The following is a 26,616-nucleotide window of genomic DNA, read 5'->3' on the forward strand; positions in this document are numbered from 1 at the left end:
TAGACAAGGGCCTCCCCGACGTGGCCCTCCTCGACGTGCGCCTGAAGGATGGCGAGGTGTTCCCCCTGGCCGACAAGCTCGTCGACCTCGGCGTACCCATCGTCTTCCACTCCGGCCACATCTTCGAGGAAGACGTCCGCACCCGCTACCCCGGCGCCGAGACCTGCCAGAAACCGGTCAGCGCCAAGCACCTGCGCACCACGCTGGAAAACGCCCGCTAGGAAGGCCGCTCTCCATGGAGCGGGCTACAGTCGGTATGGTTGCAAGCCATGAACAGGCTGGATCCCGCGCGGAATCCAGGGCGAAGCCCGCCGCGCATCGGTCGCTGGCCGGCAGGCGATTGCGCGGCAATCGCCGAGAGGTGGGCCGTCCCGACGGCACGGCGATTTCGATATCGCAGTGCCACGCGCTCATGAAGGATGAACTCGGCAGGCATAAACTGCCCGTCACTCCCGTCGGATCGCCGCGCCACGGCCCGCCGATGCGCGGCTTCTCACCGTCGGGATATTAGAACCGCATCGCCCTGAACGACCATTACCTCCCAACATCACCGACAGCAAAGGCCGCTCCCCCCAGGGGAACGGCCTCCACTCTTCCGGAACCAATCGCTCAGCCGGTCACGAGAACCACCACCGCTCCACGCAGCGCTCGCCATCCATGTCCCAGTTCGACGCAAACGTCTCGGGCAGCCCGACCCTGTCGCGCGTCCCGAACACATACGAGGCGAACATCGGCGCGATCAGCCCGCCATCGTTGCTCAGGATCTCCTGCATCTCGTAATACATCGCCTTGCGCTTCTCGGTATCGAGCTCCGCCCGCGCCGCGATCAGCAGCTCGTCGAACCGCTCGTTCGCCCATTTCGTCCCGTTCCACGGCACCCCGCTCTGGTAGGCGGTCGAGAACATCAGGTCCTCCACCGGCCGCCCGCTCCAGTAGACGGCGACGAAGGGCTTCACGTTCCACACATCCGTCCAGTACCCGTCATTGGGCACCCGCACCGGCGTGATGTCGAGCCCCGCTGCCTTGGCCGAGTTCTGGTAGAGCGTCGCCGCATCCACCGCACCGGCAAAGGCTGCATCGGCCGCCATCAGCTCCACGCTGACATTCTCCATGCCGGCCTTCTTCAGGTAATGGCGCGCCTTGTCGGGGTCGTATTCCCGCTGCTCCATCTCGGAATTATGGAACCGCTGCCCCTGCCCGATCGGGTGGTCGTTGCCCACCACGCCATAGCCGAACAGGATCTTGTCCACCAACTCCTGCCGGTTGATCGCCCATTTCAGCGCCAGCCGCAGGTTCACGTCCGTATAGGGGTCGACATCGCACATCATCTCGAAGGTGAAATGCTGCGTGCCCGGCACCGAATGCACGTTCACGCCCGGGTTCTGCTTGATCCGATCCACCGTCTTCAGGTCCATCCGGTCGATCGCGTCGAAATCCCCGGTGATGAAGCCCGAGGTCCGCGCATTGGTATCCGTCACCGCGATGATCTCGGCGGAATCGAAGAACGCCCGGTTGTTCAGGTCCCAGTGATCCTCGTAGCGCGACAGGTCCGACCGCACGCCGGGCTCGAAATTGTCGAGGCGGTAGGCCCCGCAGCCGATCCCGGTCTTCCAGTCGACGGCGCCATCCTCCGACATGCCGATCGGGATGTGGTAATCGCTCATCACGAAGGGGAAGTCGGCATTCCCCGCGTTCAGCTCGAACACCACCCGGCTGTCGCCATCGGCCCGCACATCCGTCAGCGCCGCCAGCAGCGGCTTGGCGGCCGAGGTCGACTCCTCTCCCCGGTGATGGTTGACCGAGGCGATGACGTCCTCGGGCGTCACGTCCTTGCCGTTGTGGAAGGTCATGCCCTTGCGCAGGTCGAACACCCAGGTCTTGCCGCCATCCGCCGGCTCCCAGCTTTCCGCCACGCCGGGCGTCAGGCTGCCGTCGCGGGCCACCTCGGTCAGGTAGCCGTGGAAGGTCTGCAACAGGTTGACCATGTAGCCGTTCTCGGCCGTGCCCGGGTTCATCGTGTCGGTCGTCTGACCATGCCCCTTGCCCAGCTTGAACGTGCCGCCCTTCTGCGGGGCCGCCGCCTGCGCCATGTCGGCCATGCCCGTCGCCGTGGCCGCCGTCATGCCGGTCGCCAGAAGCGCGCGCATGAACTGCCGCCGGTTCATGTCGCCGGCCATGAATTGGGTTCTCAGTCGGTTGATGTGCTTTTCTTTCATTGCTTGCTCCCTGTTGGATATTGTTTGTTTTTCTTGTCGTCGAAGTCTCAGCCCGGCGCCCGCCGAAGCGATTGCGCCATGCAGTGAATGCCGCCGCCCATCATGGTGAACATGTCCATCTCCGGGTCGTAGACCTTGAACCCGTTCGCGCGCAGCTTGGCGTTCAGATCCGTGCTCGCCGCCGGCGAAAGCACCCGGTCATTGCCCAGCGACATCACGTTGCAGCCAAGCGCCATCGTATCCTTGAACCCCACCGGGATCAGTTCGAACCCCTTCGATCTCAGCCAGTCCACCACGTGCTCCGGCGTCGTCTCGAGACAAACGGCGGCGCATTTCGGCGCGATGACACAGACCATCAGGTCGATATGCACGTAATAGGGGTCGATATAGGCGTAATGCACCTCCCACCCCTCTTTCTCGACCCAGCCGCCGATCTGCTTCGCCGACACCTCTTCACAGCGCATGCCGGTATAGCCGATCAGCACCGCGCCCGGCTCGACGATATGGAAATCGCCGCCCTCGAAATTCCCGGCGCTCACCATGTCGTAAATCGGGATGCCCGCCTCGAGGTAGAAGCGCAGCGCGGCGGAATACTCGCCCCGGCGGCGCGGGTTGGCCATCTGGGTAATCACCGCGCCCCACGGCGTCATGAAGCTCGAATCCCGCGCATAGACCCCGTATTTCAGGTGCTCGTCCTGCGGCATCGTGTGAATGGTCACGCCCGCATCCTCGTAGGCATCGCACATCTCGCGATACTGCCGCACGGCGGCCTGGTGGTCCCACGCCCGCCCCGTCCGCGCGGTCTCGCGGTAGATCGAGCTGAAGGCGGTGTTGTCCATGTGCCCGAAGGTCTCGACCGGGCCCAGAAGCACGTCCTGCAGCACCCCGTATTCCGAGTCGATCCCCCAGTTTTCCAGCGGCTGCGTGCCGCCCCCGGGCTGGCGCGCCTGAAGCGGCAGCGAAGCGTGTGTCTTGTCCTTGGGCATGGCGTGTCTCCATTGGTTGTTCCCCGCAAGGATAGAAATGAGTCAATCTTGGCAAAAGAGAGTAATTTTGCTTAAGCTGATGACCTGAACTTGTTGATCGGAGAGGGCCATGAAGATCGGCGACAACTGGGTGTCCCTCAACGCCCTGCAGACATTCCAGGTCGCCGCCCGGCATCAGCACATGGGCCGCGCGGCCGCCGAACTCAACGTCACCCAAAGCGCGGTCAGCCACCAGGTCCGCGCGCTGGAAACCTCGCTCGGCGTCGCCCTCTTCGACCGTCGCGGCCGCCGGATCGAGCTCAACCCGGCGGGCGAACGGCTCCTCCGCGCCATCGAGCAGGGCTTCGCCGGCATATCCTCGACCGCCCTCTCGCTCTCGACCGATGCCTTCTCCGGCCAGCTTTCCCTCGCGGTGCCGGTCTCCCTCATGGTCGAATGGCTGAACCCCAAGCTGGCGGAATTCCTCGCCCGCTTCCCCGGCCTGTCGCTGAAACTCACCTATGCCGAACGCACGATGACCTCGCTGCCGGCGGATGTCGACATGGCGGTGGTCTACGCCGCCCACAGCTTCCCCGGCTGCACCGTCACCCCCTTCATGCGCACCGCGATCTTCCCGGTCTGCGCCCCCGACCTCCTGCGCGGTGCCCTGCCGATGCACCCCGACATCCTGAAACGCGCCACCCTCATCCACGAGGATGACGGCGATATCTGGTCCCAATGGTTCGCCAGCCGCGGCCTAGAACAGTTCCGCCCGGAACGCGAGATCCACGCGGGCTCCCATCACGACGCCGTGGCCTTCGCCCGCAACGGCGCGGGCTTCGCCATGACCGACTGGTTCCTCGGCGGCGACGCGCTCCGCGCCGGACGGCTGGTCCAGGCCTTCGGCCCCCGAGAGTTGGATTACGACGCCTATTACATCGTCACCCGCGTCAACCAGCCCCCGAACAGCCCCGCCTCGGCGCTGAAGGAATTCCTCGTCCGGGAAACCGACACCGCCGGCCCCGGCCAGGCCTGAGACACACCGGCTCTCACAAAAACGTAAACAAGTTTGAAACTTTTTACGCCGCGCCTGCGTGACTGCGTTTCGTTGAAACAGGTTTATCGCGGGAAAAGGTTATAATGGCACAACAGGGTAGAACATCGCTGCTCCGGCTTCTGAACGGCTCGGCCAGCGCATTCGTCATGCTTGCGGCAGGCGCGGCTTACGCCGACGGCACGGCCCCGTGCAACACGGGCGCAGGCACGAACAGCGTGGAATGCGGCGTGAACAGCACCGCAGACGGCGACTTCTCGGTCGCGGTCGGCGACCAGTCGACCACCGACGCAACCGCCACCGACGGCATCGCCATCGGCTCCGAAGCCGCCGCCACCGGCCCCTCGACCACCGCCGTCGGCGGTGAAACCGTCGCCACAGGCCCCGGCGCCTCCGCCATCGGCTGGCAGGCACAGGCCACGGCAGAGCGCGCGCAGGCCATCGGCCACTTCGCCACCGCGCAAGGCGAACGCTCGCTCGCCGTCGGCGAAAACGCCGACGCCCAGACCGACAACGCCACCGCCATCGGCAACGAATCCATCGCCAACGGCATCGACTCAATCGCGCTCGGCGACACCGCCGCCGCCACCGGCCCCTCGACGACCGCCGTCGGCGGGGAAACCGTCGCCACCGGTCCCGGCGCTACCGCCATCGGCTGGCAATCCCAAGCCACCGCCGAACGCGCCCAAGCCTTCGGCCACCTGGCAACAGCCCAAGGCGTCCGCTCCCTCGCCGTCGGCGAAAACGCCGACGCCCAGACCGACAACGCCACCGCCATCGGCAACGAATCCATCGCCAACGGCATCGACTCAATCGCCCTCGGCGACACCGCCGCCGCCACCGGCCCCTCGACCACCGCCGTCGGCGGCGAAACCGTCGCCACCGGCCCCGGCGCCACTGCCATCGGCTGGCAGTCGCAAGCCACGGCAGAACGCGCGCAAGCCTTCGGCCACCTGGCAACAGCCCAGGGCGTCCGCTCGCTGGCGGTAGGCGAAAACGCCGACGCCCAAACCGACAACGCCACCGCCATCGGCAACGAGGCCATCGCCAACGGCATCGATTCCATCGCCCTCGGCGACACCTCCATGGCGAACGGCCCCTCCACCACCGCGCTTGGCGGCGAGACCACCGCCATGGGCCCCGGCGCCACGGCGGTCGGCTGGCAGGCCACCGCCTCGGCCGAGCGGGCACAGGCCTTCGGCCACCTCGCCACCGCGTCCGGCGTCCGTTCCACGGCCGTGGGCGAAGGCGCCACCGCCTCGGGCGACGTGTCGCTCTCCTTCGGCAACCTCGCCACCGCCAGCGCCACCAACTCGGTCGCCATCGGCAACGGCGCCACGGCCACCCGGGCGAACCAGTTCACCATGGGCAACGCCCAGAACACCTACACCATGCCCGGTGTCGCCTCGGCCGAAAGTACCGCCGCCCAGGGCACGCCCGTCGGCTACGTGACCTCGGACGCCGACGGCAACCTCGCCGTCGACCGCTCGGCCCTGCCCTCCGCGGCGCTCACCCGACAGGTGCGTTCGAACAGCGCCGGCATCGCCAACAACAGCCGCCGCATCTCGAACAACGAGGAAGGCATCGCCATGGCCATGGCGCTGAGCACCCCCTACGTGCCCACCGATCGCAGCTTTGCGCTCTCGACCAGCGTCGGCATGTTCGAGGGCTCGAGCGCGGTGGCCGTCAACATGGGCTTCCGGGTCAGCCCCAATGTCCAGCTTGACGCAGGCGTCAGCCACGGTTTCAATAACAGCCAGACGGGCGGCCGGATTGGTGTGACATACTCTTGGTAAGACTTGCGACGAAAAGAATGATCAAGGCGCCGCGGAGAGTATCCGCGGCGCTTTTCGCACTCCTGCTGCTGGCCACCCCAAGCCTTGCACAGGAACAGGTCGAGCGCAGCTTCGCCACCGCCCTCGTCCGCGACGTGCTGACGGCGGTGCATCACGGCAACCGCACCGGCAATTACACCGTGCTGCGCGACTACGCCGCCCGCGATTTCGGCGCCGCAAACAATGCCACCCAACTGGCCGCCCGCTTTGCCGAGCTGCGCAATACCGGGCTCGACATGCTGCCCGTCCTCGTGGTGGAGCCGAAGATCCTGCAGGCCCAGATCGCCGCCGGCAACGACCAGATGCGCCTGACGGGCTACTTCCCCACCCTGCCGCAGCATTTCAGCTTCGACCTCGTCTTCCTTCAGGAAGGCGGCCGCTGGCGGATGCTCGACGCTTCGGTCGGCGCCTTCGAGCCGATCGAGGCACCCGAGCCGCAGGCCGAAGAGCCAGCGGCGGAGGCGGAAGAGAGCAACAACTAAAACGCCCTAAAGGTGAGCCTGCCACACGCCCGGAACAAAGCCGCGCCTAAGCGCGGCGCCGGGCGAGCGGTCGTTCATTGAGGCGCCATTGGTTCGAGCCCAATGGACGACGCCGCCCCGAAGGGCAGGCGCTCACCCGGCGGAACCAACGCATAACAAAGCGCAATCCCCGCCCCGGGCCCGACCCGGGGCCTCTTACTCCGCAAGGTCCCGGCTCAAGGCCGGGACGGGCAATTCGACAGGCGGGCCACCTGCGAGAACACGCTGCCGGTGCCTCAGAATTCACCATTCGACGCTCACCCCAGCCACACGCACGTTCCCCGCCCCGGGCCTGACCCGGGGCCTGGCCCAGGTCGGCCCAACCACCAAACCCTACCCCTCCCCGCTGATCCGCCGCCGCATCATCCGCTCATACACCCCCGGCGCCGCCCGCCTCACCCACCACGACAGCCGCGCAACGCGCCCCACCGGGATGAACGCCCACCCCCGCGCCACGCCGCGCAGGATCACCTCCGCCGCGTCCTCCGGCGTCATGTAATCCACCCCGTCCGCCGCAGAGCCCGGCCGCACGATCCTGTCCGCCCCGCGCGCCGCATTGCCGATATTCGTCGCCACGAAGCTCGGCGCCGCGATCAGGCAGCGCACGCCATGCTCCGCCTCCTCAGACCTCAGCGAGCCGAAGAATCCCTCCATCGCGTGTTTCGACGCCGCATAGGCGGTGCGATTCTTCAACGGCGCGAACCCCGCGACCGAGGAGATCGCCAAATGCACCCCCCCGCTCTCCCGCACCGGCCCCAGGAACGCCCGCGCCATCGCCACTGCCGCGAAATAGTTGATCTCGAACACCCTCCGGTGACTGGCCTCGTCACTCTCCGCGAAGGGCCCGATCTGCGACACGCCCGCATTGTAGATCACCATGTCGATCGAGGGCCGCGCCGCGATCACCTCCGCCGCCACCCGCGCCAGCGCCGCCGCATCGGTCAGGTCCACCTCGACCGGCGTCCGCGTCTCCGTCGCCTCCAGCCCCGAGATATCCCGGTCCATCAGCACGCAATGCCAGCCCTCCGCCTCCAGCCGCGCCGCCAGCGCCCGGCCCAGCCCGCCATTGCCGCCCGAAATCACCGCCGTCCTCACAACCCCGCCTCCCGTCGCCACAGCTCGAACACCTTGGCCGAGCTCAGCTCGGGCACGTAGCCGAACACCTCCTTCAGCCGGTCATTGGCCAAAACGGGGCGGTATTGCAGGAACCGCACCTGCTCCGGCCCGTATTGCGTCAGCCCCAGCGGCCGCCCCACCGCCAGCGCCGCCTTCAGCGCCGCGGCGGGCAGCCGCAGCACCGGCTTGCCCAGCCTTTCGGCCAGCGCGTCCACCGACAGCCACCCGTCGCCCGCCACGTTGTAGATCCCCGCCGGCCCATCCGTCGCCGCGCGCTGCAATATCCTTGCCAAATCCTTCGTCCAGATGAACACGAACGGGCTGTCACAACCGCGAATGGCCAGCAGCCGCTTGCGATGAAACAGCGCCGTTATCTGGTTCTCGACGCCCGCGCCCAGCACCGTCCCCACCCGCAGCACCACCTGCTCCAACCCCGGATGCGCCTCCCGCGCCTCCGCCAGCATCTCCTCCACCTGCCGCTTGTGATCGGCATAGGCGAACTCCACGTTCCCCCGGCACGGCGCATCTTCCGTCAGCGGCACCGGGCTGTCGGCGAGATACCCGTAAGCCGCCCCCGAACTCGTCACCACCAGCCGCCTTACCCCATGCTTCACACAGGCCGCCAGCACGTTCCGCGTCCCCGTCACGTCCACCGCGAAGGCCTGCTCCCGCGTCATCCCCGGCGGCGGCGTCACCACCGAGGCCAGATGCACCACCACCTCCGGCCGCACCTCGCCAATGACGGCCTCCGGGTCCTCCCCCGTCACATCCATCCGCCGGAACGCCACCGCCTCGGGCAATTTCCCCCGCCCCAGATCCGTCGCCACCACGTCGCCGGCGGGCAACGCCCCGACCAGCGCCCGCCCCACCATCCCGGCCGCCCCGGTGATCAGCACCCGGCTCATCGCGCCGCCTCCGTCCGCGCCATGACAGCGGCCAGCGCGATCCCCGAAATCGCGTGCCAGATCCCCCAGAACGCCGCCACCACGGCCATGCCGCCCAAGCCCCCGAAGAACCCGAAGATCAGCACCAGCCCCAGCCCCGAATTCTGGATCCCCGTCTCGATCGTCACCGCCCGCCGGTCGAACGCCGAGAGCCCCGCCAGCCACGCCGTCCCGTACCCGCCCGACAATGCCAGCGCGTTATGCAGCACCACCAGTCCGGCAATCCCGCCCGCATAGGCCAGGAACTGCGCCCAGTTCGCCGCAAGCGCCACCGCCACGAACCCCACGAAAATCGCCATCGACAGCCATTGCAACGGCCGCCGCAACCGCGCCGTCACCCCCGGCCGCCGCGCGTTCAGCGTCACCCCCAGCACCAAGGGCAGCACCAGCATCAGCCCCACCGTCACCGCGATCAGGACCGGGTCGATCTCCGTCGCCCGCAGGATCTCCGCCGACGGCCCGTACAAACTCCCCCAGAAGGCGATGTTCAAAGGCGTTAGCAGTATCGCCCCCACCGTCGCCACCCCCGTCATCGACACCGACAGCGCCGCGTTCCCCCCGGCCCGATGGGTGATGAAGTTCGAAATGTTCCCCCCCGGACACGCCGCCACCAGCATCAGCCCCAGCGCCACCGACGCCTGCGGCTGCACCACCAGCACCAGCAGAAACGTCAGCACCGGCAACACCACGAATTGCGAGACCAACCCCACCGCCAGCGGCTTCGGCGCCCTTGCCAGCGCCCGGAAATCCCCCGGCTTCAGGTCGATGGCGATCGAGAACATCACCACCGCCAGTATCGCGTTCAGCAAGGTCAGCGACCCCGCCGAGAAATCGAGAACCGCCTCGTCGATCATGCCCCGGCCCCGCCCAGCCGCCTGATCCACCGCCCCACCGCCTTGCGATAGGTCGCCTTGTCCACGTAATAGGCCATCCGCGGCAGGTCGATATACTGCATCCCCCCCGTCGCCCGCTCGAAGCCCCCGGCCTTGGCCTTCTGCAACGCCTCCGCCTCCGGCGAGCCGGCCCTCAGCCCCTCGATATACCGCACCACCATCTCGGCCTGCTCGTGCCGCCCCTGCCAGCCCAGCCCTGACGCCTCGACCATGCCCAGCACGAACAGGTCGTCCCGCTCCGGATGCATGCAGTTGAGGTAGAGATGCGGCGCATCCCCCGTCCAGTTCAGCAGCCCGTCATCGATGAACGGATAATCCAGCTTGTACCCCGTCGCCGCCAGAACCATGTCATACTCGGCGCTGGTCCCGTCCTTGAAATGCACGGTCTTCCCCTCGAACCGCGCCACATCCCCCCTGATCCGCACATCCCCATGCCCGGCGTGGTAGAGGATCAGCGAGTTCACCACCGGGTGGCTCTCGTACAGCCGATAATCCGGCTTCGGGAAGCCATATTTCTGCGGGTCCCCCACGAACCATTTCAGGATCGTCCCGTCCACGATCCGCTTCAGCGCCATGGGCAGCTTGATCGCGCCCCCGAGCGTATCCGCCGGCTTGCCGAAAATGTACTTGGGCACGAAATGATAGCCCCGCCGCATCGACACGTCGCACGATACCCCGTGATGGATCGCATCCACGGCAATGTCACATCCCGAATTCCCCGCCCCGATGATCAGCACCCGCTTGCCCGCGAACTGCCCCGGATACCGATAGTCCGACGAATGGATCAGCTCGCCGGTGAATTCCCCCTCGAAGCGCGGCATGTTCGGCGTGCTGAGCGTGCCATTGGCGATCAGCACACCGCCAAATTCCTCCACATGCTCGCCCTCGCCATCCCGCCACGTCACGCGCCAGCCCTCGCCCGACGCCCCCAGCGGCTCGCAGGACAGCACCTCCGCGCCGAACCGGTAATGCCGGTAAAGGTCGAACCGCTCCGCGAACTCCCGAAAATACCGCTTCATCTCGCGATGCGACGGATACTCCGCCACCTCGTCGCGCATCGGGAAATCAGTGAACTCGGTCATCCGCTTCGAGGAAATCAAATGCGCCGTCTCGTACATGGTCGAGCGCGGGCCCTCGATATCCCAAAGCCCGCCCACATCATCGTTCAGCTCGAACCCCTGGAACCCGATCCCGTGCTCGGCCAACAGCTTGGCCGCGGCCAGCCCCATCGGCCCCGCCCCGATCAGGGCAAACCTGTCGCGCGCATCACTCATGGAATCCTCCCTTGCCACCCTTAACTTGAACATCTGTTCAACTTAAGGCAAGATGTTTTCATGAGCTCGACCCAAACTCTTGGCACGACACGACAAAGAGCGCCCTCCAAGCGGGCGCTGGCCACGCGCACCCGTGTGCTCGACGCCGCCGAAGCCGTCTTCGCCGACCGGGGATTCGACGGCGCCACCATCCGCGACATCGCCGCGCAAGCGGGCGAGCCCGTGGGCACCATCCACCACCACGGCGGCGGGAAGGAGGCGCTCTTTCACCGCACCGTCGCCCGCCGCGCGGCCGCCCTCTCGCAGGCCCGGCTCGACGCGCTGGACCGCCAGCGTGCGGATGGCCCCCTCACGCTGGAGGGGCTCCTCTCGGCCTTCATGCGCCCGTTCTTCGAGCTGTCCGCGGACGACCCGCGCTGGCGCCACTACGCCCGCATCGTGGCCTTCGTCTCGGCCGACGACCGCTGGCGCGCCATCGCCGCCGAATGCTTCGACCCCACCGCCGAGATCTTCCTCGCCGAACTCCTCGCCCTCACCCCCTCCGCCAGCCGCCGGCAGGCGGCCGAGGGCTTCGTCTTCTCCGTCTCCGCCATGCTGGCGCTGCTCACCTCGCAGGGCCGGATCGCCGCCCTCGGCCAGTCCCCGGCACCCCAGGCCGACCAGATCGACCACCTGATCCGATACTGTGCGGCGGGCCTTGCCGCCTGACGGGATGGACCGCGCGCGACGCATGCTCTAAGACCACCCGCAAATCACCTGATCCAAGCAGGCCCCCATGAAACACGCCATGATCGCCGCCCTCCTCGCCGCCGCCGCATGCACCCCGCAGGACTCGCCTTCGGTCTCCCGCGACACCGGCCGCACCCTCTTCGCCGAGAATTGCGCCTCCTGCCACGGCCCCGCCGCCAAGGGAAACGGCCCCCTCGCCGCCGGGCTCAAGACATCGCCGGCCGATCTCACCCGCATCGCCGCGCGGCGCAACGGGGTCTGGCCCAGGCTCGAGGTCATGGCGATCGTCGACGGCTACACCAAGCGCACCAACCCGCGCGACGACATGCCCGTCATCCCCGCGCTGACCGGCGGGCCGCTCGTCGATTTCGACACCGGCAACGGCACCACGCGACAGGTGCCCGCCCGGCTCGTCGCCGTGGTGACCTACCTCGAAAGCCTCCAGTCGCCCCCGCCCACCTCCTACGTTCCGTGACATCCGGCTGCGGCGATTGGCCGGCCGGCATTGCCCCGCCGGCCTCAGTGCCTATGTCCCCTGCATGAACCACGTTTCGCACGACAACCGCCCGCCCCCGCCAGAGGCCAGCCAGATCGGCGCCCCCGGCTTCCTCTGGACCCTCGTCGGCATCATGGCCGCGATCGAACTGGTGCTCAGCCTGTCCGATTCCGGCTATATCGGCGCCACCGGCCTGCGCTGGCAGGCCTACGCGCTCGGCGCCTTCTGGCAGCCGGTCTTCGCGGGCACCATCCCGCCCGCCTGGCCCGGCCAGACGGTGGCGATGTTCCTCACCCACGCCTTCCTGCATGGCGGGCTGATGCACCTCGCGCTCAACTCGGTCATCCTGCTGTCGCTCGGCAAGTTCGTCACCGCGCGTGTCGGCCCCGCCCGGACACTGGCGGTGCTGTTCCTCTCGGCCGTGGGCGGCGCGCTGCTATTCGGCCTGCTGGCCTTCACCGACGCGCCGATGATCGGCGCCTCCGGCGCGGTCTTCGGCCTCGTCGGGCTCTGGCAGGCCGACGAATACCGCCTGCGGCGCCGCCACGGCCTGAGCCTGAAGCCGGTCTTCACCGCCATCCTCGGGCTGGCCGCCGCCAACGTCGCGTTCTTCGTCATGCTCTCCGGTGGCCTCGCGTGGGAGGCACACCTGGGCGGCTGGCTCGCCGGCGGGCTGGCCGGGCTGGTCCTGCTGCGCGACCGATGACGCACCGACGTAATACCGACAAAATACCGACGTTATACCGACGTTGGATTTCCCCCGTTTTCCAGCACCGGCCAGACCCCTGCGAGGCCCCATGAAACTCACCAGACGGACGATGATCACCGCCGCCACGGCCGCCCTCCCCCTGCCCTTTCCGGCCCGCGCCGACGACGCCCTTCTGCGCGAAATCCCCTCCACCGGCACCCCGATTCCGGCGGTCGGCCTCGGCAGCTGGATCACCTTCAACGTCGGCAACGACCCCGTCCTTCTCGACGCCTGCGCCGAGGTCATCGCCGCCTTCGCCGAGGAAGGCGGCGGCATGATCGACTCCTCCCCGATGTACGGATCCTCGCAGGAAACGATCGGCTACGGCCTTGAAAAACTCAATGATCCCAATGCCATATTCGCGACGGACAAGGTCTGGACCGACGACGCCGACAGGGGCCCCGACCAGATCGCGCAAAGCCGCGCGGCCTGGGGCATCGACAGTTTCGACCTGCTCCAGGTCCACAACCTCGTCGAATGGGAAGCGCATCTCGACACGCTCTTCGGCCTGAAGGAGGGCGGCCAGCTTGGCCATGTCGGCCTGACCACTTCCCACGGTCGCCGCCACGACCTCCTCGAACGGCTGATGCGCGACTACCCTGTCGACACCGTGCAGCTCACCTACAACCTCGCCGACCGCAAAGCCGAGAACCGCCTCCTCCCCCTCGCCCGCGAGAAAGGCATCGCCGTCATCGCCAACCGCCCCTTCCGCCGTGGCGCCTTGCCTTTGAATCTAAAGGGAAAACCCCTCCCCGACGTGGCCGCCGAGCTCGAAACCGAAAGCTGGCCGCAACTGCTTCTGAAGTTCATCCTCTCCCACCCCGCCCTCACCGTCGCCATCCCCGCCACCACCCGGGTCGCCCACCTGCGCGAAAACAAGGCCGCCGCCCGCGGACCCATGCCCGACGACGCCATGCGCCGCCGGATCGTCTCCCATTTCGAAACCCTCTGATGCGCGAGTGGCTGACCTACGAACTGTCTGATTTCCTGCTGTTTTCCGAGCGGGTCTACTGGCGCCTCTTCACCCTCGAGAACGCCGCCCTCTGGCCGATGCCACTGCTCGCCCCGCTGGCCTTGCTGGCCGCCCTCACCCTCTACACCCGCCGCCCCGCGGGCGGTCTCCGCCTGCTTTTCGCCTTGCTGGCCCTGTCCTGGTTCTCGATCGGATCGAACTTCATCATGCAACGCTACGCCCCCGTCAACTGGGTGATGAGCCATGCCGGCCCCGTCTTCTTCCTCCAGGCCATCGCCTTCGCCACCATGGCCTTCATCGGCCCACCGCGGGGCGCGGCCCCGCGACCGGCAAACAACGCCGGGTACGCCCTGATCCTCACGGGAACCCTTGCCTATCCCCTCCTCGCCCTGCTGCAAGGCCGCACGCTCGCCGACGCGGAAATCGCCGGCATCGCGCCCGACCCCACAGCCGTGGTCAGCCTCGGCGCTGCCTTGCTGACCACCGGACCCTGGCACCGGATGGCGGCCAGCGTGGTGCCCAACCTCTGGCTGGCCCAGAGCGCGCTGACCCTTTACGTCCTCAATGGCCCTGCAGCCCTCGCGCCCGGCCTCGCGCTGGTGGCCGGGCTCGTTGCACTGATTGCCACCGCGCGCCGCCTAAGCTGAGCGACCTGCCTTTCTCGGTCTCGCCCGTGGTGGCGGGGCTGGCGCTGGTCCTGCTCTACGGCTCGCATGGCGTGCTGGGCGGCTGGCTGGTGGCAAACGATCTGAAAGTCGTCTTCGCCCTGCCCGGTATCGTGCTGGCCACCCTCTTCATCACCTTTCCCTTCGTCGCGCGCGAGCTGATCCCGGCCGTGACCGAACAGGGCCGAGCGGAAGAAGTGGCCGCGCTCACCCTCGACGCCTCGGGCTGGCACATGCTCCGGACGGTCACCCTGCCCAACGTGCGGTGGGCGCTGCTTTACGGCGTGCCGCTCTGCAACGCCCGCGCCATAGGCGAGTTCGGCGCGCTGGCCGACCGGGTGGTCATCATGTCGACCGGGCTGATCGAGCAAGTCGGCAGCCCCCCGACATCCACAGGCGGCCGGCGCCGGGCTTCATGGAACAGTTCATCGGGCGTGCGACGACGGCGGCGATACCGGGGTGAGCCGAGCCTTCTAGAACCGGTCCGGGCTGAACGCGCCAAGGTCGTGGTTGACGGGCTTTCCCGTCGCGATATCCGCGACGATCCGGCCGGTCTTGGGCGCCATCATCAGCCCGCAATGCCCATGGCCGAACGCCGTGATCAGCCCGGGAAAGCCCTCCGGCTCGCCGATGCAGGGCAGGCTGTCGGGCAGGCTGGGGCGCTGGCCCGACCAGGTCGTGTAATCCCTGGCGTCAAGGTCCGGCGACAGGCTTTGCGCCAGGGTGACCAGCCCGTCGAGGCGCTTCCTGTTCACCGGGGCATCGAGGCCCGAGAATTCGGCCGTGCCGGCCACCCGCAGCCCGTCTTCCATGCTGGAGGCCACGTATTTCCTGTCGACATCCATGACCGAGTTGTTGAGAGAGATGCCCGGATCGGTGAACGACACGTGGTAGCCGCGCTCGGCCTGCAGCGGGATGCGTATCCCCAGCGGGCGCAGCAACTCGGCCGACCACGCGCCCATCGCCAGCACCAGCCGGGGCGAGGTGAACTCTCCCCCGTCGGTGACGCACGACCATCCGCCCGTCTCGAGCGGGCGCAGGCTCCGGACCTCCGCCGTGACGACCTCGCCGCCCATGCCGCGCAGCTTATCGCACAGGACCTTGCCGACACGGCCGGGCGACAGCGCCCGCGCCTGCCCCTTGATCACGATCGCGGCTTCGAAATCGGGCGAGAGTGCCGGCTCCAGCCGCTGCAACTCCGACCGCTCGATCCGCTCCAGCTCCGCGCCGGCCTCCCGCCGCAGGGTGTTGTCGAGCGTATCCAGCCGGGCGGCGCTGCCATCGCGAAAGGCATGAACGTAATAGCTGTCCCGGAACAGGTCTTCGTGGCCCGTTCCTTTAAGGAAATGGCGATAGAGCGTCACGCAATCGGCATTCAACAGCGACATCGCCGCCGACACCTCGCGCACCCGGTCCTCGCGGCCCTGCGACAGGAACCGAAGCCCCCAACCGGCCACCCGCGGCAGGTAGCCGGGCCTGACGGTCACCGGTCCCAGCGGATCGAGCAGCCAGCCCGGAACCTTCTTCCACAGGCCGGGCGTGGATTGCGGAATGACCGACCATGGCGAGATCACCCCGGCATTGCCGAAGGAGGTGGCCTGCCCCGGCTCGCCCCGGTCGATCAGGCGCACGCTTACCCCCCGTTCGGCCAGCGCGAGCCCGGTGAAGATGCCGACGATGCCGGCGCCGAGGATTGTCACGTCGGGCTGCATCGGATCAGGCCGCCTGGGCCGAACGGCCGCGACGGATCACCTGGCTGACCAGCGCGGGCGCGGCGATGATCAGCGCCACGAGATCCGCCTCGAGCGAGGGCGCGATGAAGACCAGACCGGCCAGCGCCAGCATGCACCGGAACACCACCCCGATCGGCGCCAGCCAGTAGCCCACCACGGCCGCCGACAGGCAGATCACCCCGAAGATGCAACTGGCGGCGGTATAGGTGAATTGCCAGAAGTCGAAGCCGGCCGTCGACACGAAAAGCAGCACCGGCGCATAGACGAACGCCATGGGGGCCACCACCTTGCCCAGCCCCAGCGTGAAGGCCGATATCCCGGTGCGGAACGGGTTCGAGCCGGCAATCGCCGCGGCGGCATAGGCCGATGTACAGACCGGCGGCGTGATCTCCGCGACCACGCCGTAATACAGCACGAACATGTGGCTGGCGATCGGCGGGATGCCCAGCTGTGCCAGCGCGGGCTGCGAGACCGACACCAGCATGATGTAAAGCGCCGTCGTCGGCACCCCTGCCCCCATGAGGATGCAGGCCAGCGCGATGAAGACGAGGCTGATGAACAATGTCAGCTCTTCGACCGTGAACAGCTCCCACGTGCCGAGGCTGAAGAGGCCGTGAAGATCGGTGCCGAGGTTCGTCGCCGCCTGCGTCACCATGAACCCGATGCGGAACCCGACGCCGGTGGTGTTGATGACGCCGATCACGATCCCCACGGCGGCGGCGGCCGCCCCGACGGCAAGCGCGTATTTCACGCCGGTCTCGAACGTGTCGGCCATCTCCCGCAGGCTGGTGCGCGGCTGCGGGTTCAGCGTGGCCAGCGCCGCGCCGGCGATCAGCATGGCCGACATGCCCATCTCGAACCCGCCATTCAGGTATTTCCACAGAACGAAGGCGATGAACCCCGCCGAATAGACCAGCGTCAGCGGCTGCCTGATCCGCGACATGCCCGCCACGATGGCCAGCGAAATGCCGCAGAAGGCCGACATGTAGGGCGTGTAGCCGGCAAACAGCACCAGCAGCAGCCCGACCAGCGGCACGACATTGGCCCAGCCCTGGCTCCAGACCGCCTTGAACTGCGGCAGCTTGTCCTTGGCCAGCCCCCGCAGGCCAAGGCGGCGCGCCATCAGGTGAACGACGGCAAAGACGCCCACATAATGCAGCAAGGCGGGAAAGATCGCCGCGATGACGATCGTGGTGTAGGGCACCTCGAGGAACTCGGCCATGATGAAGGCCGCGGCCCCCATGATCGGCGGCGTGATCTGCCCACCGGCCGAGGCCGCGGCCTCGACCCCGCCGGCGAAATGGCCCGGGTAGCCCAACCGCTTCATGTTGGGGATGGTCAGGGCGCCGGTGGAGACGGTGTTGGCAACCGAAGAGCCCGAGATCGTGCCGAAGAAGGCCGAGGACACCACCGAAACCTTGGCCGGCCCGCCCGTATACCGCCCCGCCAGGATCGTGGCGCTGTCGATGAAAAGCTGGCCCAGCCCGGTTCGCTGGGCGATCACCCCGAAGAGCACGAAATGAAAGACGATGGTCGACACCACCCAGAGCGTGACGCCGAAGATGCCTTCCTGCGGGAAATACATCGAGCTGACGAAGGTCCTGAAATTGACGCCCGGATGTTGAAGCAGCCCGGGAAAGACCGGCCCGAAAAGCGCGTAGGAAATGAACACGCAGATGATGAGCGGCAGGATCCAGCCCAGCGTGCGCCGCGCGATATCCAGCACCAGCAGGATCAGGATGCAGCCGAACACCATGTCATAGGTGTTGGGGTTGCCCATCCGGAACGTCTGCTCCTCAATGCCCAGCGACGGGATCCCCCGCCAGGCGAAGCCCAGATACAGCGCCGAGGCCGTGCCGAGGATCATCAGCAGGATATCCAGATACGGCACCCCGCCCAGCCGCAGCGCCCCGGTGTTCAGGTCGAAGGCCGTTTTCGTCTTCACGATCGGAAATAGCGCGTAGGTCAGGATGAAGAGGCCCGACAGGTGCCAGCCCATGTGCCAGAAATCCGGCGGCAGCGCGAAACCGGCGGTCAGGTAGTGATAGGTCGCGAAGGCAAGCGCCACGTAACGCAGGAAATACCCGAAGGCCGGCGAAACGGTGCGGGTGGCCGCGCCCTCGTCGAACTTCTGCTCGATCTCGGCCAGGTCCTCGGCGGACCGGTCCTGCGTGTCCTGCGCGCCACTCTTCGGCATGGCCTGCCCTTTCGCGTTCGACTGGGAATAGATGGACCGGGCGGCCGGCGTCTCTGGCCCGCCGCCCGGTGATGTCGGGTCAGGTCGAGCAGTTCGCTACTCGAGCAGGCCCGCTTCCTTGTAGTATTTCTCGGCCCCCGGATGCAGCGGAACGCCAAGCGCCTCGACCCCGTCAAGCGCGGTGTCGGCCGTGACCTGCTTGCCCTTGGCATGGCCATTGTCGAGCAGGGTACGGGTGTTGTCGTTCCACAGCGCCTTGGTGATGCCGTAGACCAGTTCTTCGCTCAGGTCGGAGGAGACGACCAGCAGGGCGGAGACCGCGGGCGTGTTCACCTCGTAGTCGATCCCCTCGTAGACATCGGCCGGGATCTTCGAGGGAATGTAGGCCGGAACCGCCTCGTTGATGGTGGCCAGGTCCTCGTCGGTGAAGCTGTGAAGCTCCATGCCCTTGGTGGTCGCAAGCTGCACCATGGCAGAGACCGGCCAGCCCGCGGCATAGAAATAGGCATCGAGCTGACCATCGGCCAGCCGCTCGGCCGACTGGCTGTTGTTCAGCTCGGCCTCTTCGATATTGTCGCGGTTGACGCCCCATTTCTCGAGCATCTGCAGCACCGCGACCTGGGTGCCCGAGCCGGCCTGGGCGATGCCGACGCGCTTGCCCTCGAGGTCCGCAAGGCTCTCGATCGAGGCACCTTCCGGCAGGACGAGGTGCAGGTCCTCGGGGTAGAGGTTCGCGACGATCCGCAGCTTTTCATGCGGCTTGCCGTCGAACTTGCCCTCGCCCAGGTACATCGAACGGGTCACGTCGGCCGCGGCCATGCCGGCCTCGAGCTCGCCATTCTGCACGGCGGTGTTGTTGAAGACCGACGCGGTGGTCGACTGCGCGATGGCGATCAGGCCCGGCACGCCGCACTGGCCGCCCTCCTCGCAGGGGCGCGAGCCCGGAGGCGAGGAAATGCCGTTGGCGATGGTGCCGCCGATCGGAAAATACGTGCCGCCGGCGCTTCCCGTGCCGATACGGAAGAAGGTCGGTTCCTGCGCGACGGCCAGGCCGGCCGTCATGACCGTGGCCAGCGCCGTACAGGTCAACCTTGCCAAGAATGTCATGTGATTGCTCCCCGTTTGTTGCGTGGTCCGGGCATGGGCCCGGCCACTGGTTTTCAGAATGACACCGGTGATAAGAAACCAGGCTATGAATAAATACAAATTTGAAATATGTTTATTTACCCAAAAACTCTTTATATGAGTGCCGCGCATGAATTTGCAGCAACTGGCCGTCTTCCGCGAGATCATGAACACCGGCTCGATGAGTGCCGCGGCCCGCAACCTGCACCGCACGCAACCGGCCGTCAGCGCCGCGCTCAAGGCGCTGGAAGACAGTCTCGGCATGGAACTGTTTCACCGCGACGGCCGCCGGCTCGTACCCGTGCCCGAAGCACGCTACCTGCTGTCGGAGGCGACCGATGTGCTGAACCGGCTGTCGGCGGCGCGCGCCAACATGGAGGGCATGCGCGACCGCGTCCGGGGGTCGCTGCGCATCGTCGCGATGCCGGGGCCTTCGGCCTATCTCCTGCCCGCCTTCGTGAGCCGTTTCACCCAAGGCAGGCCAGAGATCCGGGTGACCCTGTCGACCCGCAGTTCGCCGCAAATCCTGAACCTCGTCGCGGCGCAAAGTTTCGATATCGGCTTCTGCGATCTCGGCGCCGGCGACATCATGGCGAATTCCCTCTCCGACGAGCTGTTCCGCAGCGTGACCACGACCTGCGACTGCGTCTGCGCCCTGCCTGCCGACCATCCGCTGGCCGACCGGCCGGTCGTCACCCCGCGCGACCTTGACGGGCAGCCGATGGGCGCGCTGCAGCCCGGTCACGCGACGGTGACGAATACCCGGGCGGCCTTCGACGCCTGCGGCGCCAGCTTCAACCTGCGGGTCGACGCGCAGTATTTCCTGCCCCTTCTGCATTTCGTCGAAGCCGGCCAGGTCTGCGCGATCATCGACCCGCTCAGCGCGGAAAGCTACCGGCAGCAGAAAGGCAGGGACGGGGCGATCAGCTTCGTCAGGTTCGACCCCGCCGTGCCCTTCGACTACGCGCTCATCACCCCGCAACAGCGCCCGCCGTCACGCGTGGCGCACGAGTTCGCGGCGCGGTGGCAAGGCTATGTCGACGAGGTGGTCCGCAAGCCGGCGGCATCCTGAAAGACGGCAATGCCGGGGGCCGCAACGAGTCCAAAGGCATCCGGCATCCCGGTCTGAAGCGCTGGGGTAAGGTCATCTCTCAGCGAGAACTAATATGGTTCAGGCTCTACTTTACAGCCTGGTCATCTTTCAGAGCGGCGTACCACCCCGCGAGGCCATCTGAGAGCGGGACGCGTGGCCGGTACCCGATGTCACGCGCGGCAAGGCTGATGTCGATTTCGGAGATACCGCGCGCCGCTGCGACCGGGGGTGCGCAGGTGATCGCCACGCCGGGATGAAGCCCCCTCACGATCTCGGCGATCTCCGCCATGGCGACGCCCCGCCCGGCGGAGATGTTGAGTACTCTCGCACCGGACTCTTTTACCGTGGCGGCGCGCACAACGCCCTGCACGGCGTCCTCGATGTGAATGTAGTGGGTATAGCTGTCCGCCGGCACATCAAGGTGGGAGCCCCGACCCGCCAAGGTTCTGCGGAGCAACCGTTCGAGCGTGGTCGGCGTCTGCCGTCCGGGCCCGTAGATCCACGACAGGCGCAGGGCAATAGCGTCGACACCGTGTTCCCTCACGTAGCCCATCATCACCTGTTCACCGGCCAGCTTGCTTGCCCCGTAGACGGTGCCGGTCAGCGGCAGCGTCGCTTCGTCGACACGACCGGACTGTTCGCCGTACACCTCGCTGGTCGAACAGATGAGGACCCGCTCCACACCTTGCCGTCGCGCGGCCTCCAGGACGTTGGCCGTCCCCCCGGCATTGATCCGCCAGATGTCGAGTGGCCGGTCGGGCATGACCATTGGGCCCGAGACCGCACCGCAATGCAGGATCGTGTCGAAGTTCCCCTTGGCGACCACGGCATCGACCCGGTCGAAATCAGTCACTTCACACGCGACCATCTCGTCGTGCATCGAAGCGACGGGGCCGATATCGCTTGCCGTGATATCGACATTCTGCGCCAGCAACGCGTCGGTGATGGCCGCACCAAGGAACCCGCCGGCCCCGGTTATCAGGACCCGCCCGAACACGCGCTCTTTCGCGTTGCAATCATGCCCGCACAGTGCCGCCGATCTCGTCATCGTATTTGCCTCCCGGTGGCTCGAACGCACCCTACCGGGCAGTCGATCGAATTCAAATGCCGGGCTGTCCGAACGTGACTTTCTTCCATCGCAAGTATCGCGTGCGTTGTTTCAATCCGGGCGGTCGCGCCTTAGGCTGATCCCAGGACCGGATCCGGTAAAGTGCCGGGACCATCTTTCGAAGGAACGTTCTTTTGGGTCAGCTTGAAAATCGCGTTGCAATCGTAACCGGCGCAGCCACCGGCCTGGGGCGCGGCATCGCATTGCTCTACGCGCAGGAGGGCGCCGACGTGGCCGTGCTCGACCGCAACGGACCGGGCGGCGAAGAGGTCGCGGGCGAAATCACGCGTGTTGGTCGCCGAAGCGTTGCGATCCAGGTCGATGTGGGCAACGAAGATGCCGTCAACGCGGCGATGTCCGAAGCGGAAAGCGCGCTCGGCCCTCCCGATATCCTTGTGAACAATGCCGGTATCATAACGGTTGCGCCGCTGGACCGGATGGAAACCGCGATCTGGGACGAGATGCTACGGATCAATCTGAAGAGTGTTTTCCTGTGCACCCGTGCCGTGTTACCCGCCATGCGCACGAAGGGGTACGGCCGGATCATCAACATCAGCTCGCAGCTTGCCCACAAGGGCGGATACGGGATGACCCATTACGCCGCCGCCAAGGCCGGGGTGATCGGGCTGACCAAGGCGCTGGCCCACGAGGTGACCGCCGACGGAATCGCGGTCAACGCGATCTGTCCCGGTCCGATCGATACCGATATGAAGCTGCCGCCCGAATGGGCCGCGAACAAACAGGATGATCTGTTGATCGGACGTCAGGGCCGGGTCGACGAAGTCGCTCCCACGGCAGTGCTTCTGGCAACTGAGAACGCGGCCTTCTACGTGGGCACGACGTTCAACCCCAACGGTGGCGACGTGTTGATCTGAAGCGCGACGCGCGCCACGGCACTCAGGAGGCGAGCGCGGAACGGATCGCTTGGCTCGACGCGATTTCGCCACTGCAGCGGATGCGTTCCAGTGCGGCCTTGTGCCGCTCCTCGGTGTCGGTGGCACAGGCGTCTTCGACGCAGATCATGCGATACCCCAGAGATGCGCCGGCCTTCATTGTCTGTTCGACGCATTGATCGGTCAGGAAGCCGGTGCTGAGAATGGTCGAGACCCCCATGTTTCGCATGACATAATCGAAATTGGTCGAATGGAAGAGGCAGGCCGAGGATTTGCGCAGGACGATCTCGTCGCCATGTGGTGCCGTCTCCGGCGCGACCTGCCCGCCCGCCGATCCCTTGGGGATGTTGAAGCCCGAAAGTTTGTAATCGAGGCTTCTATCGCGGCCATCGCGCGTAAGGTTTTCCATCACCGTGTAGATCACTTCGGCGCCGCTGGCCCGCGCGGTCTCCACGAGACCCTGAAGGTTCGGCAGGACAATGCGCGCCGCGCGGTCGTAAAAGGCGGGCCGCGGCGGATGGTTCGCCGGGTCCAGAACGAAGTTCTGCACGTCGATCAGCAGCAGCGCGGTTTTATCCGGATCCAGGGCGAGCGTCATGACGTGCGGATGAACGGTTCTTTCAAACCGAAAAGCCCCTTTGGCCGCACCAGCAGGAACGAGATGAGCGCCACGGCCACGATCACCTGTGTCACGCCGTAGACGCCTGTCGATTCTTCCACCCTGCGCAGCGATTCACTGCCCACGGAGATGAAGACCGCGGCCAGAATCGCGCCCATGATCGACCCCTGTCCGCCGACGACGATAATCGCGATAAGGTTGAAAGCAAGGATCAGGCCGAAAGTTTTGGGCGACATGACCGAGACGACATGCGGCAGAAGCGCGCCGCAGAACCCGGCGATACCCGCGCCGAGGATGAAGGCCAGCAGCTTCACCCGGAAGGCTTCGATTCCAAAGCAGCGGGCGGCCATCTCGTTCTCGCGTACCGCCAGCATCGCCCGTCCCAGCGAGGCATGCTTGATCCGCCAGCACAGGACAATGACCAGAACCGTGCAGACGCCGATCAGCGAAAGCGTCGCCTCGCGCGGGATGCCGGTGATGCCGCGCCCGCCGCGGGTGAGACCGTCGAGATTGAGCGCGAAGGTCTGAACCACAATGATGAGGCCAAGCGTGGCCACGGCCAGGTAGTGGGTTTGAAGATGCACCACCAACCGCCCGATCAGCCACCCCATCAGCGCCGCGAAGAGCCCGCCGACAAGGGCCGCCACGGGAAGCGGCAGGTGAATCTGCGCGATGATCTCCGGCAAGGCGGGCATGGCGAACCCCTTACGCCCAACCGGATAGGTGAACAGGATGGTGACATAAGCCCCCAGGGTCATGAAGGCCGGGTGGCCAAGGCTGAACATGCCGGTAAAGCCGTTCGTCATCGTCAGGCTGACCGCCAGCATCACGTTGATCAACGTGAGCGCGGCGAATGTTTCGAAATACCCGTTGCCCGAAGCCGTGACGGCAAAGACCAGTCCCGCCATGACAGCGACCAGCAGAAAGAAGGCCTGCAAGGGGCTCAGCGCCGGCATCTTCATGCGCGCTCCTGTTCGGCTTCACCGAAGAGCCCTTGTGGCCGCACCAGCAGAATGAGTATCAGCAGGCCGAAGACGAAGGCATCCCGGTATCCTGAATATTCCGGCGGCAGGAACCCGACGAACGCGATTTCCGAAAAGCCCAGGATATAGCCGCCTATGATCGCCCCCGGCAGAGAGCCCACGCCGCCGATGATCGTGGCGACAAAAGCCTTGAGCCCCGGCAGGAAACCCATCAATGGGTTGATCTGCCCGTATTTTCCGCTCCAGAACAGACCCGCCAGTGCCGCCAACGCCCCGCCCACTGCGAAGACGAGAAAGACGAGCCGCCCAATGGAGATGCCCATCAGTTGCGCAGCGAAGGGGTTTTCGGCCACGGCCCGGATCGCGATACCGGCGCGCGTCTTGCGGATGAAGGTCGTCAGGGCCAGGGCGCAGAGCAGAGTCACAACGGGGATAACGAGATCGATCAGCGCCACATCCGCTCCGCCGATCGATAGGCGCATGCGGAACACTTCGGGAAAGTTGAAATTGCGCGGCTGAGACCCCAGAAAGATCAGCGCCAGGTTCTGGATCGCGACCGAGGCCGACAAGGTCACGATGAAGCCGGTGATCATCGGTGCGCCGCTGATCGACCGGAACGCCACCCGTTCGATCAACCCGCCGGCAAGGAACCCGCCGGCGAGCACCAGCAGCGGGATCGCCGCCCAGGGCACCAGATCGCTCGCCACAAGGCCAAAGGTCATGAACGCGCCAATCATCAGCAGATCGCCATGGGCGAAATTGACCAGCCGGATCACCCCGTAGATCAGCGAAAACCCGATCGCGACCAGCGCATAGAGACTGCCCAGACTGAGACCGTTCACGATCTGCTGAATCAGGTAATCGGACATCAGCCCACTCCCAGATATGCTTCGAACACCGCCGGATCATCCAGAAGTTCCTTGCCCGTGCCGTTCAGAACGACATGCCCGGTCTCAAGGACGAAAGCCCGATCCGCCAGTTCCAACGCCAGCATGGCGTTCTGTTCCACGATCAGCATCGTCACCCCATGTTCGCGATTCAACTCCTCCAGAAAACCGAAGATCTCCTCGGTGATCTGCGGGGCTAGGCCCAGCGACGGCTCATCCAGCAGCAGCAGCTTGGGCTCGGCCACAAGCGCGCGGCCGATGGCCAGCATCATCTGTTCGCCACCCGACAGGTTGCCCGCCTTCATCGCACGCCGTTCGCCGAGGATCGGAAACCGATCATAGATGCCAGCCACCGCACGGGCCACGCCTGCCCGGTCGTCGGACAGGTAGGCCCCAAGCTGAAGGTTTTCCTCGATGGTCAACCGACCGAATATCTGCCGCCCCTCGGGGCAATGAACGATGCCCGCCCGGACCAGATCGACCGGCCCGGTGCGGGCGATATCCAGCGGCCCGTCGGGCGTATTCAGTTCAAGCCGTCCGCTGGCGACCGGAAGCAAACCTGAAAGCGCCATCAGCATGGTCGTCTTGCCCGCGCCGTTGGCGCCTATCAGCGTGGCGATTTCTCCCGTTTCGACCGTCAGGTCGATGCCGTCCAGAACCTTGGTGCGCCCGCGGGTGACATGCAGGTCCTCGACCCGAAGCATCAGACCAACTCCTTTCGGCGGCGACCAAGGTAAACGGCCCCGACCTCGGGCATGCGCAGCACTTCCTCGGTTGCGCCGCGCGCCAGCATCTCGCCCTTGTTGACCACGATCAGCCGCTTGCAGAGCGCGGCGACCATGCGCACGTTGTGCTCGACCAGCAGGATCGTCAGCCCGTCCTCGTTGAGACCCCGCACCAGTTCCGAAAGCCGGCCTTTCTCCGACTCGTTCATGCCGGCCGCCGGTTCATCGAGCAGCAGAAGCGTGGGCGCCGCGGCGAGCGCCCGCGCAATCTCGACCCGGCGGCGGTCCCCGTAGGACAATTCGGAGGCGTTGCGCCCGGCAAGCTCGGTCAACCCTGTCCGCTCGAGCATTTCGTCGGCGATGTCGCGAATTCGCCGTTCGGCCTGCCGATGGCCGGGAAGGCCGAAAACACAATGAAACAAGGAACGCCCGGCCCTGGCATGCGCACCGGCCATCACGTTCTGGCGCACGGTCATGTCGTCGAACAGGCGGATATTCTGAAAGGTGCGCGTCATGCCCAGCTTGGCCCGCCGCTCGGGGCTCAGGCGGGTGATGTCCGTGCCCTCGAATTCCACGCTGCCATCGCTGGCCGGCATGACCCCGGTCAAGACGTTGAACGCCGTGGTCTTGCCCGCGCCGTTCGGTCCGATCAGTCCGATCAGATCGCCCTTATCGACCGAGAAGTCGAGTTTCGAAAGCGCCTGAACGCCCCCAAACGTCTTGGAGAGTTTTCGCACATGTAACTGCGACATCAGACCTCGCCGGAGGCTTTCTGGACAAAAATTAATTGATATTGTAGTTGCCTGAATGTCAATATGTATTAA

The 26,616-nt window shown here is 66.3% G+C and carries 26 protein-coding genes and 1 pseudogene; 12 read left to right on the top strand and 15 right to left on the bottom strand.

Going from position 1 to position 26,616, the window contains the following annotated elements; all coding sequences use genetic code 11:
* Window positions 1-221, top strand: a 221-nt coding sequence (locus RLN94_RS19080; protein ID WP_502949483.1) for a response regulator, incomplete at its 5' end; no start/stop codon positions are given.
* Window positions 222-617: 396 nt separating this feature from the next.
* Here RLN94_RS19080 and RLN94_RS19085 read toward each other — a convergent pair.
* Both RLN94_RS19085 and RLN94_RS19090 read right to left on the bottom strand, forming a co-directional pair.
* Window positions 618-2,216 carry an ABC transporter substrate-binding protein gene (locus RLN94_RS19085; protein WP_350126716.1) on the bottom strand — a complete coding sequence of 533 codons (1,599 nt, stop codon included), beginning with the start codon at window positions 2,214-2,216 and terminating at the stop codon, window positions 618-620.
* A gap of 47 nt (window positions 2,217-2,263) precedes the next feature.
* Entirely contained in the window at window positions 2,264-3,202 is a 939-nt protein-coding gene (locus tag RLN94_RS19090; protein ID WP_350126713.1) for a dimethylarginine dimethylaminohydrolase family protein, read from the bottom strand.
* A 109-nt stretch (window positions 3,203-3,311) separates the two neighbouring features.
* Between RLN94_RS19090 and RLN94_RS19095 the strand changes: the two genes are divergently transcribed.
* The 3 genes from RLN94_RS19095 to RLN94_RS19105 all read left to right on the top strand — a co-directional run bounded on the left by RLN94_RS19095 (window position 3,312) and on the right by RLN94_RS19105 (window position 6,552).
* Window positions 3,312-4,217, top strand: coding sequence for a LysR substrate-binding domain-containing protein (locus tag RLN94_RS19095; RefSeq protein ID WP_350126710.1), 906 nt, complete (start codon window positions 3,312-3,314; stop codon window positions 4,215-4,217).
* Window positions 4,218-4,321: 104 nt separating this feature from the next.
* Entirely contained in the window at window positions 4,322-6,031 is a 1,710-nt protein-coding gene (locus tag RLN94_RS19100; protein ID WP_350169454.1) for a YadA-like family protein, read from the top strand.
* Window positions 6,032-6,048: 17 nt separating this feature from the next.
* Window positions 6,049-6,552, top strand: a complete 504-nt coding sequence (locus tag RLN94_RS19105; RefSeq protein ID WP_350126704.1) for a hypothetical protein — start codon at window positions 6,049-6,051, stop codon at window positions 6,550-6,552.
* A gap of 372 nt (window positions 6,553-6,924) precedes the next feature.
* Here the strand turns inward: RLN94_RS19105 and RLN94_RS19110 are convergent, their stop codons facing one another.
* Genes RLN94_RS19110 through RLN94_RS19125 form a run of 4 tightly spaced genes read right to left on the bottom strand, consistent with a single transcriptional unit; the run spans window position 6,925 to window position 10,818 of the window.
* Entirely contained in the window at window positions 6,925-7,686 is a 762-nt protein-coding gene (locus RLN94_RS19110; protein WP_350126701.1) for an SDR family NAD(P)-dependent oxidoreductase, read from the bottom strand.
* Window positions 7,683-8,612 (bottom strand): SDR family oxidoreductase, encoded by a 930-nt coding sequence (locus RLN94_RS19115; protein ID WP_350126698.1) that lies wholly within the window; start codon window positions 8,610-8,612, stop codon window positions 7,683-7,685. Before RLN94_RS19115 ends, RLN94_RS19110 begins: the two co-directional genes overlap by 4 nt.
* Entirely contained in the window at window positions 8,609-9,505 is an 897-nt protein-coding gene (locus tag RLN94_RS19120; RefSeq protein WP_350126695.1) for a bile acid:sodium symporter family protein, read from the bottom strand. Before RLN94_RS19120 ends, RLN94_RS19115 begins: the two co-directional genes overlap by 4 nt.
* Window positions 9,502-10,818 (bottom strand): flavin-containing monooxygenase, encoded by a 1,317-nt coding sequence (locus tag RLN94_RS19125; protein WP_350126692.1) that lies wholly within the window; start codon window positions 10,816-10,818, stop codon window positions 9,502-9,504. Before RLN94_RS19125 ends, RLN94_RS19120 begins: the two co-directional genes overlap by 4 nt.
* Before the next feature lie 60 nt (window positions 10,819-10,878).
* Between RLN94_RS19125 and RLN94_RS19130 the strand changes: the two genes are divergently transcribed.
* The 6 genes and pseudogenes from RLN94_RS19130 to RLN94_RS19155 form a co-directional block, all read left to right on the top strand.
* Window positions 10,879-11,526, top strand: a complete 648-nt coding sequence (locus RLN94_RS19130) for a TetR/AcrR family transcriptional regulator (RefSeq protein ID WP_350126689.1) — start codon at window positions 10,879-10,881, stop codon at window positions 11,524-11,526.
* Between the two features lie 67 nt (window positions 11,527-11,593).
* The gene (locus RLN94_RS19135) at window positions 11,594-12,022 is read left to right on the top strand and encodes a c-type cytochrome (protein ID WP_350126686.1); all 429 of its coding nucleotides are present in this window, start codon (window positions 11,594-11,596) and stop codon (window positions 12,020-12,022) included.
* 64 nt (window positions 12,023-12,086) lie between these two features.
* Window positions 12,087-12,749, top strand: a complete 663-nt coding sequence (locus RLN94_RS19140) for a rhomboid family intramembrane serine protease (RefSeq protein ID WP_350126683.1) — start codon at window positions 12,087-12,089, stop codon at window positions 12,747-12,749.
* Between the two features lie 91 nt (window positions 12,750-12,840).
* Entirely contained in the window at window positions 12,841-13,743 is a 903-nt protein-coding gene (locus RLN94_RS19145) for an aldo/keto reductase (protein WP_350126680.1), read from the top strand.
* The gene (locus tag RLN94_RS19150) at window positions 13,743-14,411 is read left to right on the top strand and encodes a DUF6064 family protein (protein ID WP_350126677.1); all 669 of its coding nucleotides are present in this window, start codon (window positions 13,743-13,745) and stop codon (window positions 14,409-14,411) included. The genes RLN94_RS19145 and RLN94_RS19150 overlap by 1 nt, the downstream gene beginning before the upstream one ends.
* Window positions 14,408-14,761 (top strand): annotated as a pseudogene (locus RLN94_RS19155) (ABC transporter permease family protein); the annotation flags it as partial. The gene RLN94_RS19150 and the pseudogene RLN94_RS19155, both read left to right, overlap by 4 nt.
* A 141-nt stretch (window positions 14,762-14,902) precedes the next feature.
* Here RLN94_RS19155 and RLN94_RS19160 read toward each other — a convergent pair.
* The 3 genes from RLN94_RS19160 to RLN94_RS19170 form a co-directional block, all read right to left on the bottom strand.
* Complete coding sequence (locus tag RLN94_RS19160; RefSeq protein ID WP_350126674.1) at window positions 14,903-16,141, bottom strand: NAD(P)/FAD-dependent oxidoreductase; 1,239 nt, start codon at window positions 16,139-16,141, stop codon at window positions 14,903-14,905.
* A gap of 4 nt (window positions 16,142-16,145) precedes the next feature.
* On the bottom strand, window positions 16,146-18,359 hold the full coding sequence (locus tag RLN94_RS19165; protein WP_350126671.1) for a TRAP transporter permease: 2,214 nt from the start codon (window positions 18,357-18,359) through the stop codon (window positions 16,146-16,148).
* A 96-nt stretch (window positions 18,360-18,455) separates the two neighbouring features.
* Complete coding sequence (locus tag RLN94_RS19170) at window positions 18,456-19,466, bottom strand: TAXI family TRAP transporter solute-binding subunit (RefSeq protein WP_350126668.1); 1,011 nt, start codon at window positions 19,464-19,466, stop codon at window positions 18,456-18,458.
* 148 nt (window positions 19,467-19,614) lie between these two features.
* On the opposite strand from RLN94_RS19170, the gene RLN94_RS19175 reads away from it, so the two are divergent.
* Window positions 19,615-20,556: a LysR family transcriptional regulator gene (locus RLN94_RS19175; protein WP_350126665.1), complete on the top strand. Its 942-nt coding sequence runs from the start codon at window positions 19,615-19,617 to the stop codon at window positions 20,554-20,556.
* A 106-nt stretch (window positions 20,557-20,662) separates the two neighbouring features.
* Here RLN94_RS19175 and RLN94_RS19180 read toward each other — a convergent pair whose 3' ends face one another.
* Complete coding sequence (locus tag RLN94_RS19180; RefSeq protein ID WP_350126662.1) at window positions 20,663-21,625, bottom strand: NAD-dependent epimerase/dehydratase family protein; 963 nt, start codon at window positions 21,623-21,625, stop codon at window positions 20,663-20,665.
* Between the two features lie 194 nt (window positions 21,626-21,819).
* On the opposite strand from RLN94_RS19180, the gene RLN94_RS19185 reads away from it, so the two are divergent.
* Window positions 21,820-22,560 (top strand): SDR family NAD(P)-dependent oxidoreductase, encoded by a 741-nt coding sequence (locus tag RLN94_RS19185; RefSeq protein WP_350126660.1) that lies wholly within the window; start codon window positions 21,820-21,822, stop codon window positions 22,558-22,560.
* 22 nt (window positions 22,561-22,582) lie between these two features.
* Here RLN94_RS19185 and RLN94_RS19190 read toward each other — a convergent pair whose 3' ends face one another.
* Genes RLN94_RS19190 through RLN94_RS19210 form a run of 5 tightly spaced genes read right to left on the bottom strand, consistent with a single transcriptional unit; the run spans window position 22,583 to window position 26,544 of the window.
* A complete protein-coding gene (locus RLN94_RS19190) occupies window positions 22,583-23,176 on the bottom strand; it encodes a cysteine hydrolase family protein (protein ID WP_350126658.1) in 594 nt (197 codons plus the stop codon).
* Window positions 23,173-24,159 carry a branched-chain amino acid ABC transporter permease gene (locus RLN94_RS19195; protein WP_350126655.1) on the bottom strand — a complete coding sequence of 329 codons (987 nt, stop codon included), beginning with the start codon at window positions 24,157-24,159 and terminating at the stop codon, window positions 23,173-23,175. The genes RLN94_RS19190 and RLN94_RS19195 overlap by 4 nt, the downstream gene beginning before the upstream one ends.
* Window positions 24,156-25,049, bottom strand: a complete 894-nt coding sequence (locus RLN94_RS19200) for a branched-chain amino acid ABC transporter permease (RefSeq protein WP_350126652.1) — start codon at window positions 25,047-25,049, stop codon at window positions 24,156-24,158. The genes RLN94_RS19195 and RLN94_RS19200 overlap by 4 nt, the downstream gene beginning before the upstream one ends.
* Entirely contained in the window at window positions 25,049-25,771 is a 723-nt protein-coding gene (locus RLN94_RS19205; RefSeq protein WP_350126649.1) for an ABC transporter ATP-binding protein, read from the bottom strand. Before RLN94_RS19205 ends, RLN94_RS19200 begins: the two co-directional genes overlap by 1 nt.
* Window positions 25,771-26,544 carry an ABC transporter ATP-binding protein gene (locus RLN94_RS19210; protein WP_350126645.1) on the bottom strand — a complete coding sequence of 258 codons (774 nt, stop codon included), beginning with the start codon at window positions 26,542-26,544 and terminating at the stop codon, window positions 25,771-25,773. Before RLN94_RS19210 ends, RLN94_RS19205 begins: the two co-directional genes overlap by 1 nt.
* Window positions 26,545-26,616 lie beyond the last annotated feature (72 nt).

Source organism: Roseovarius sp., assembly GCF_040223625.1.
GTDB lineage: Bacteria > Pseudomonadota > Alphaproteobacteria > Rhodobacterales > Rhodobacteraceae > Roseovarius.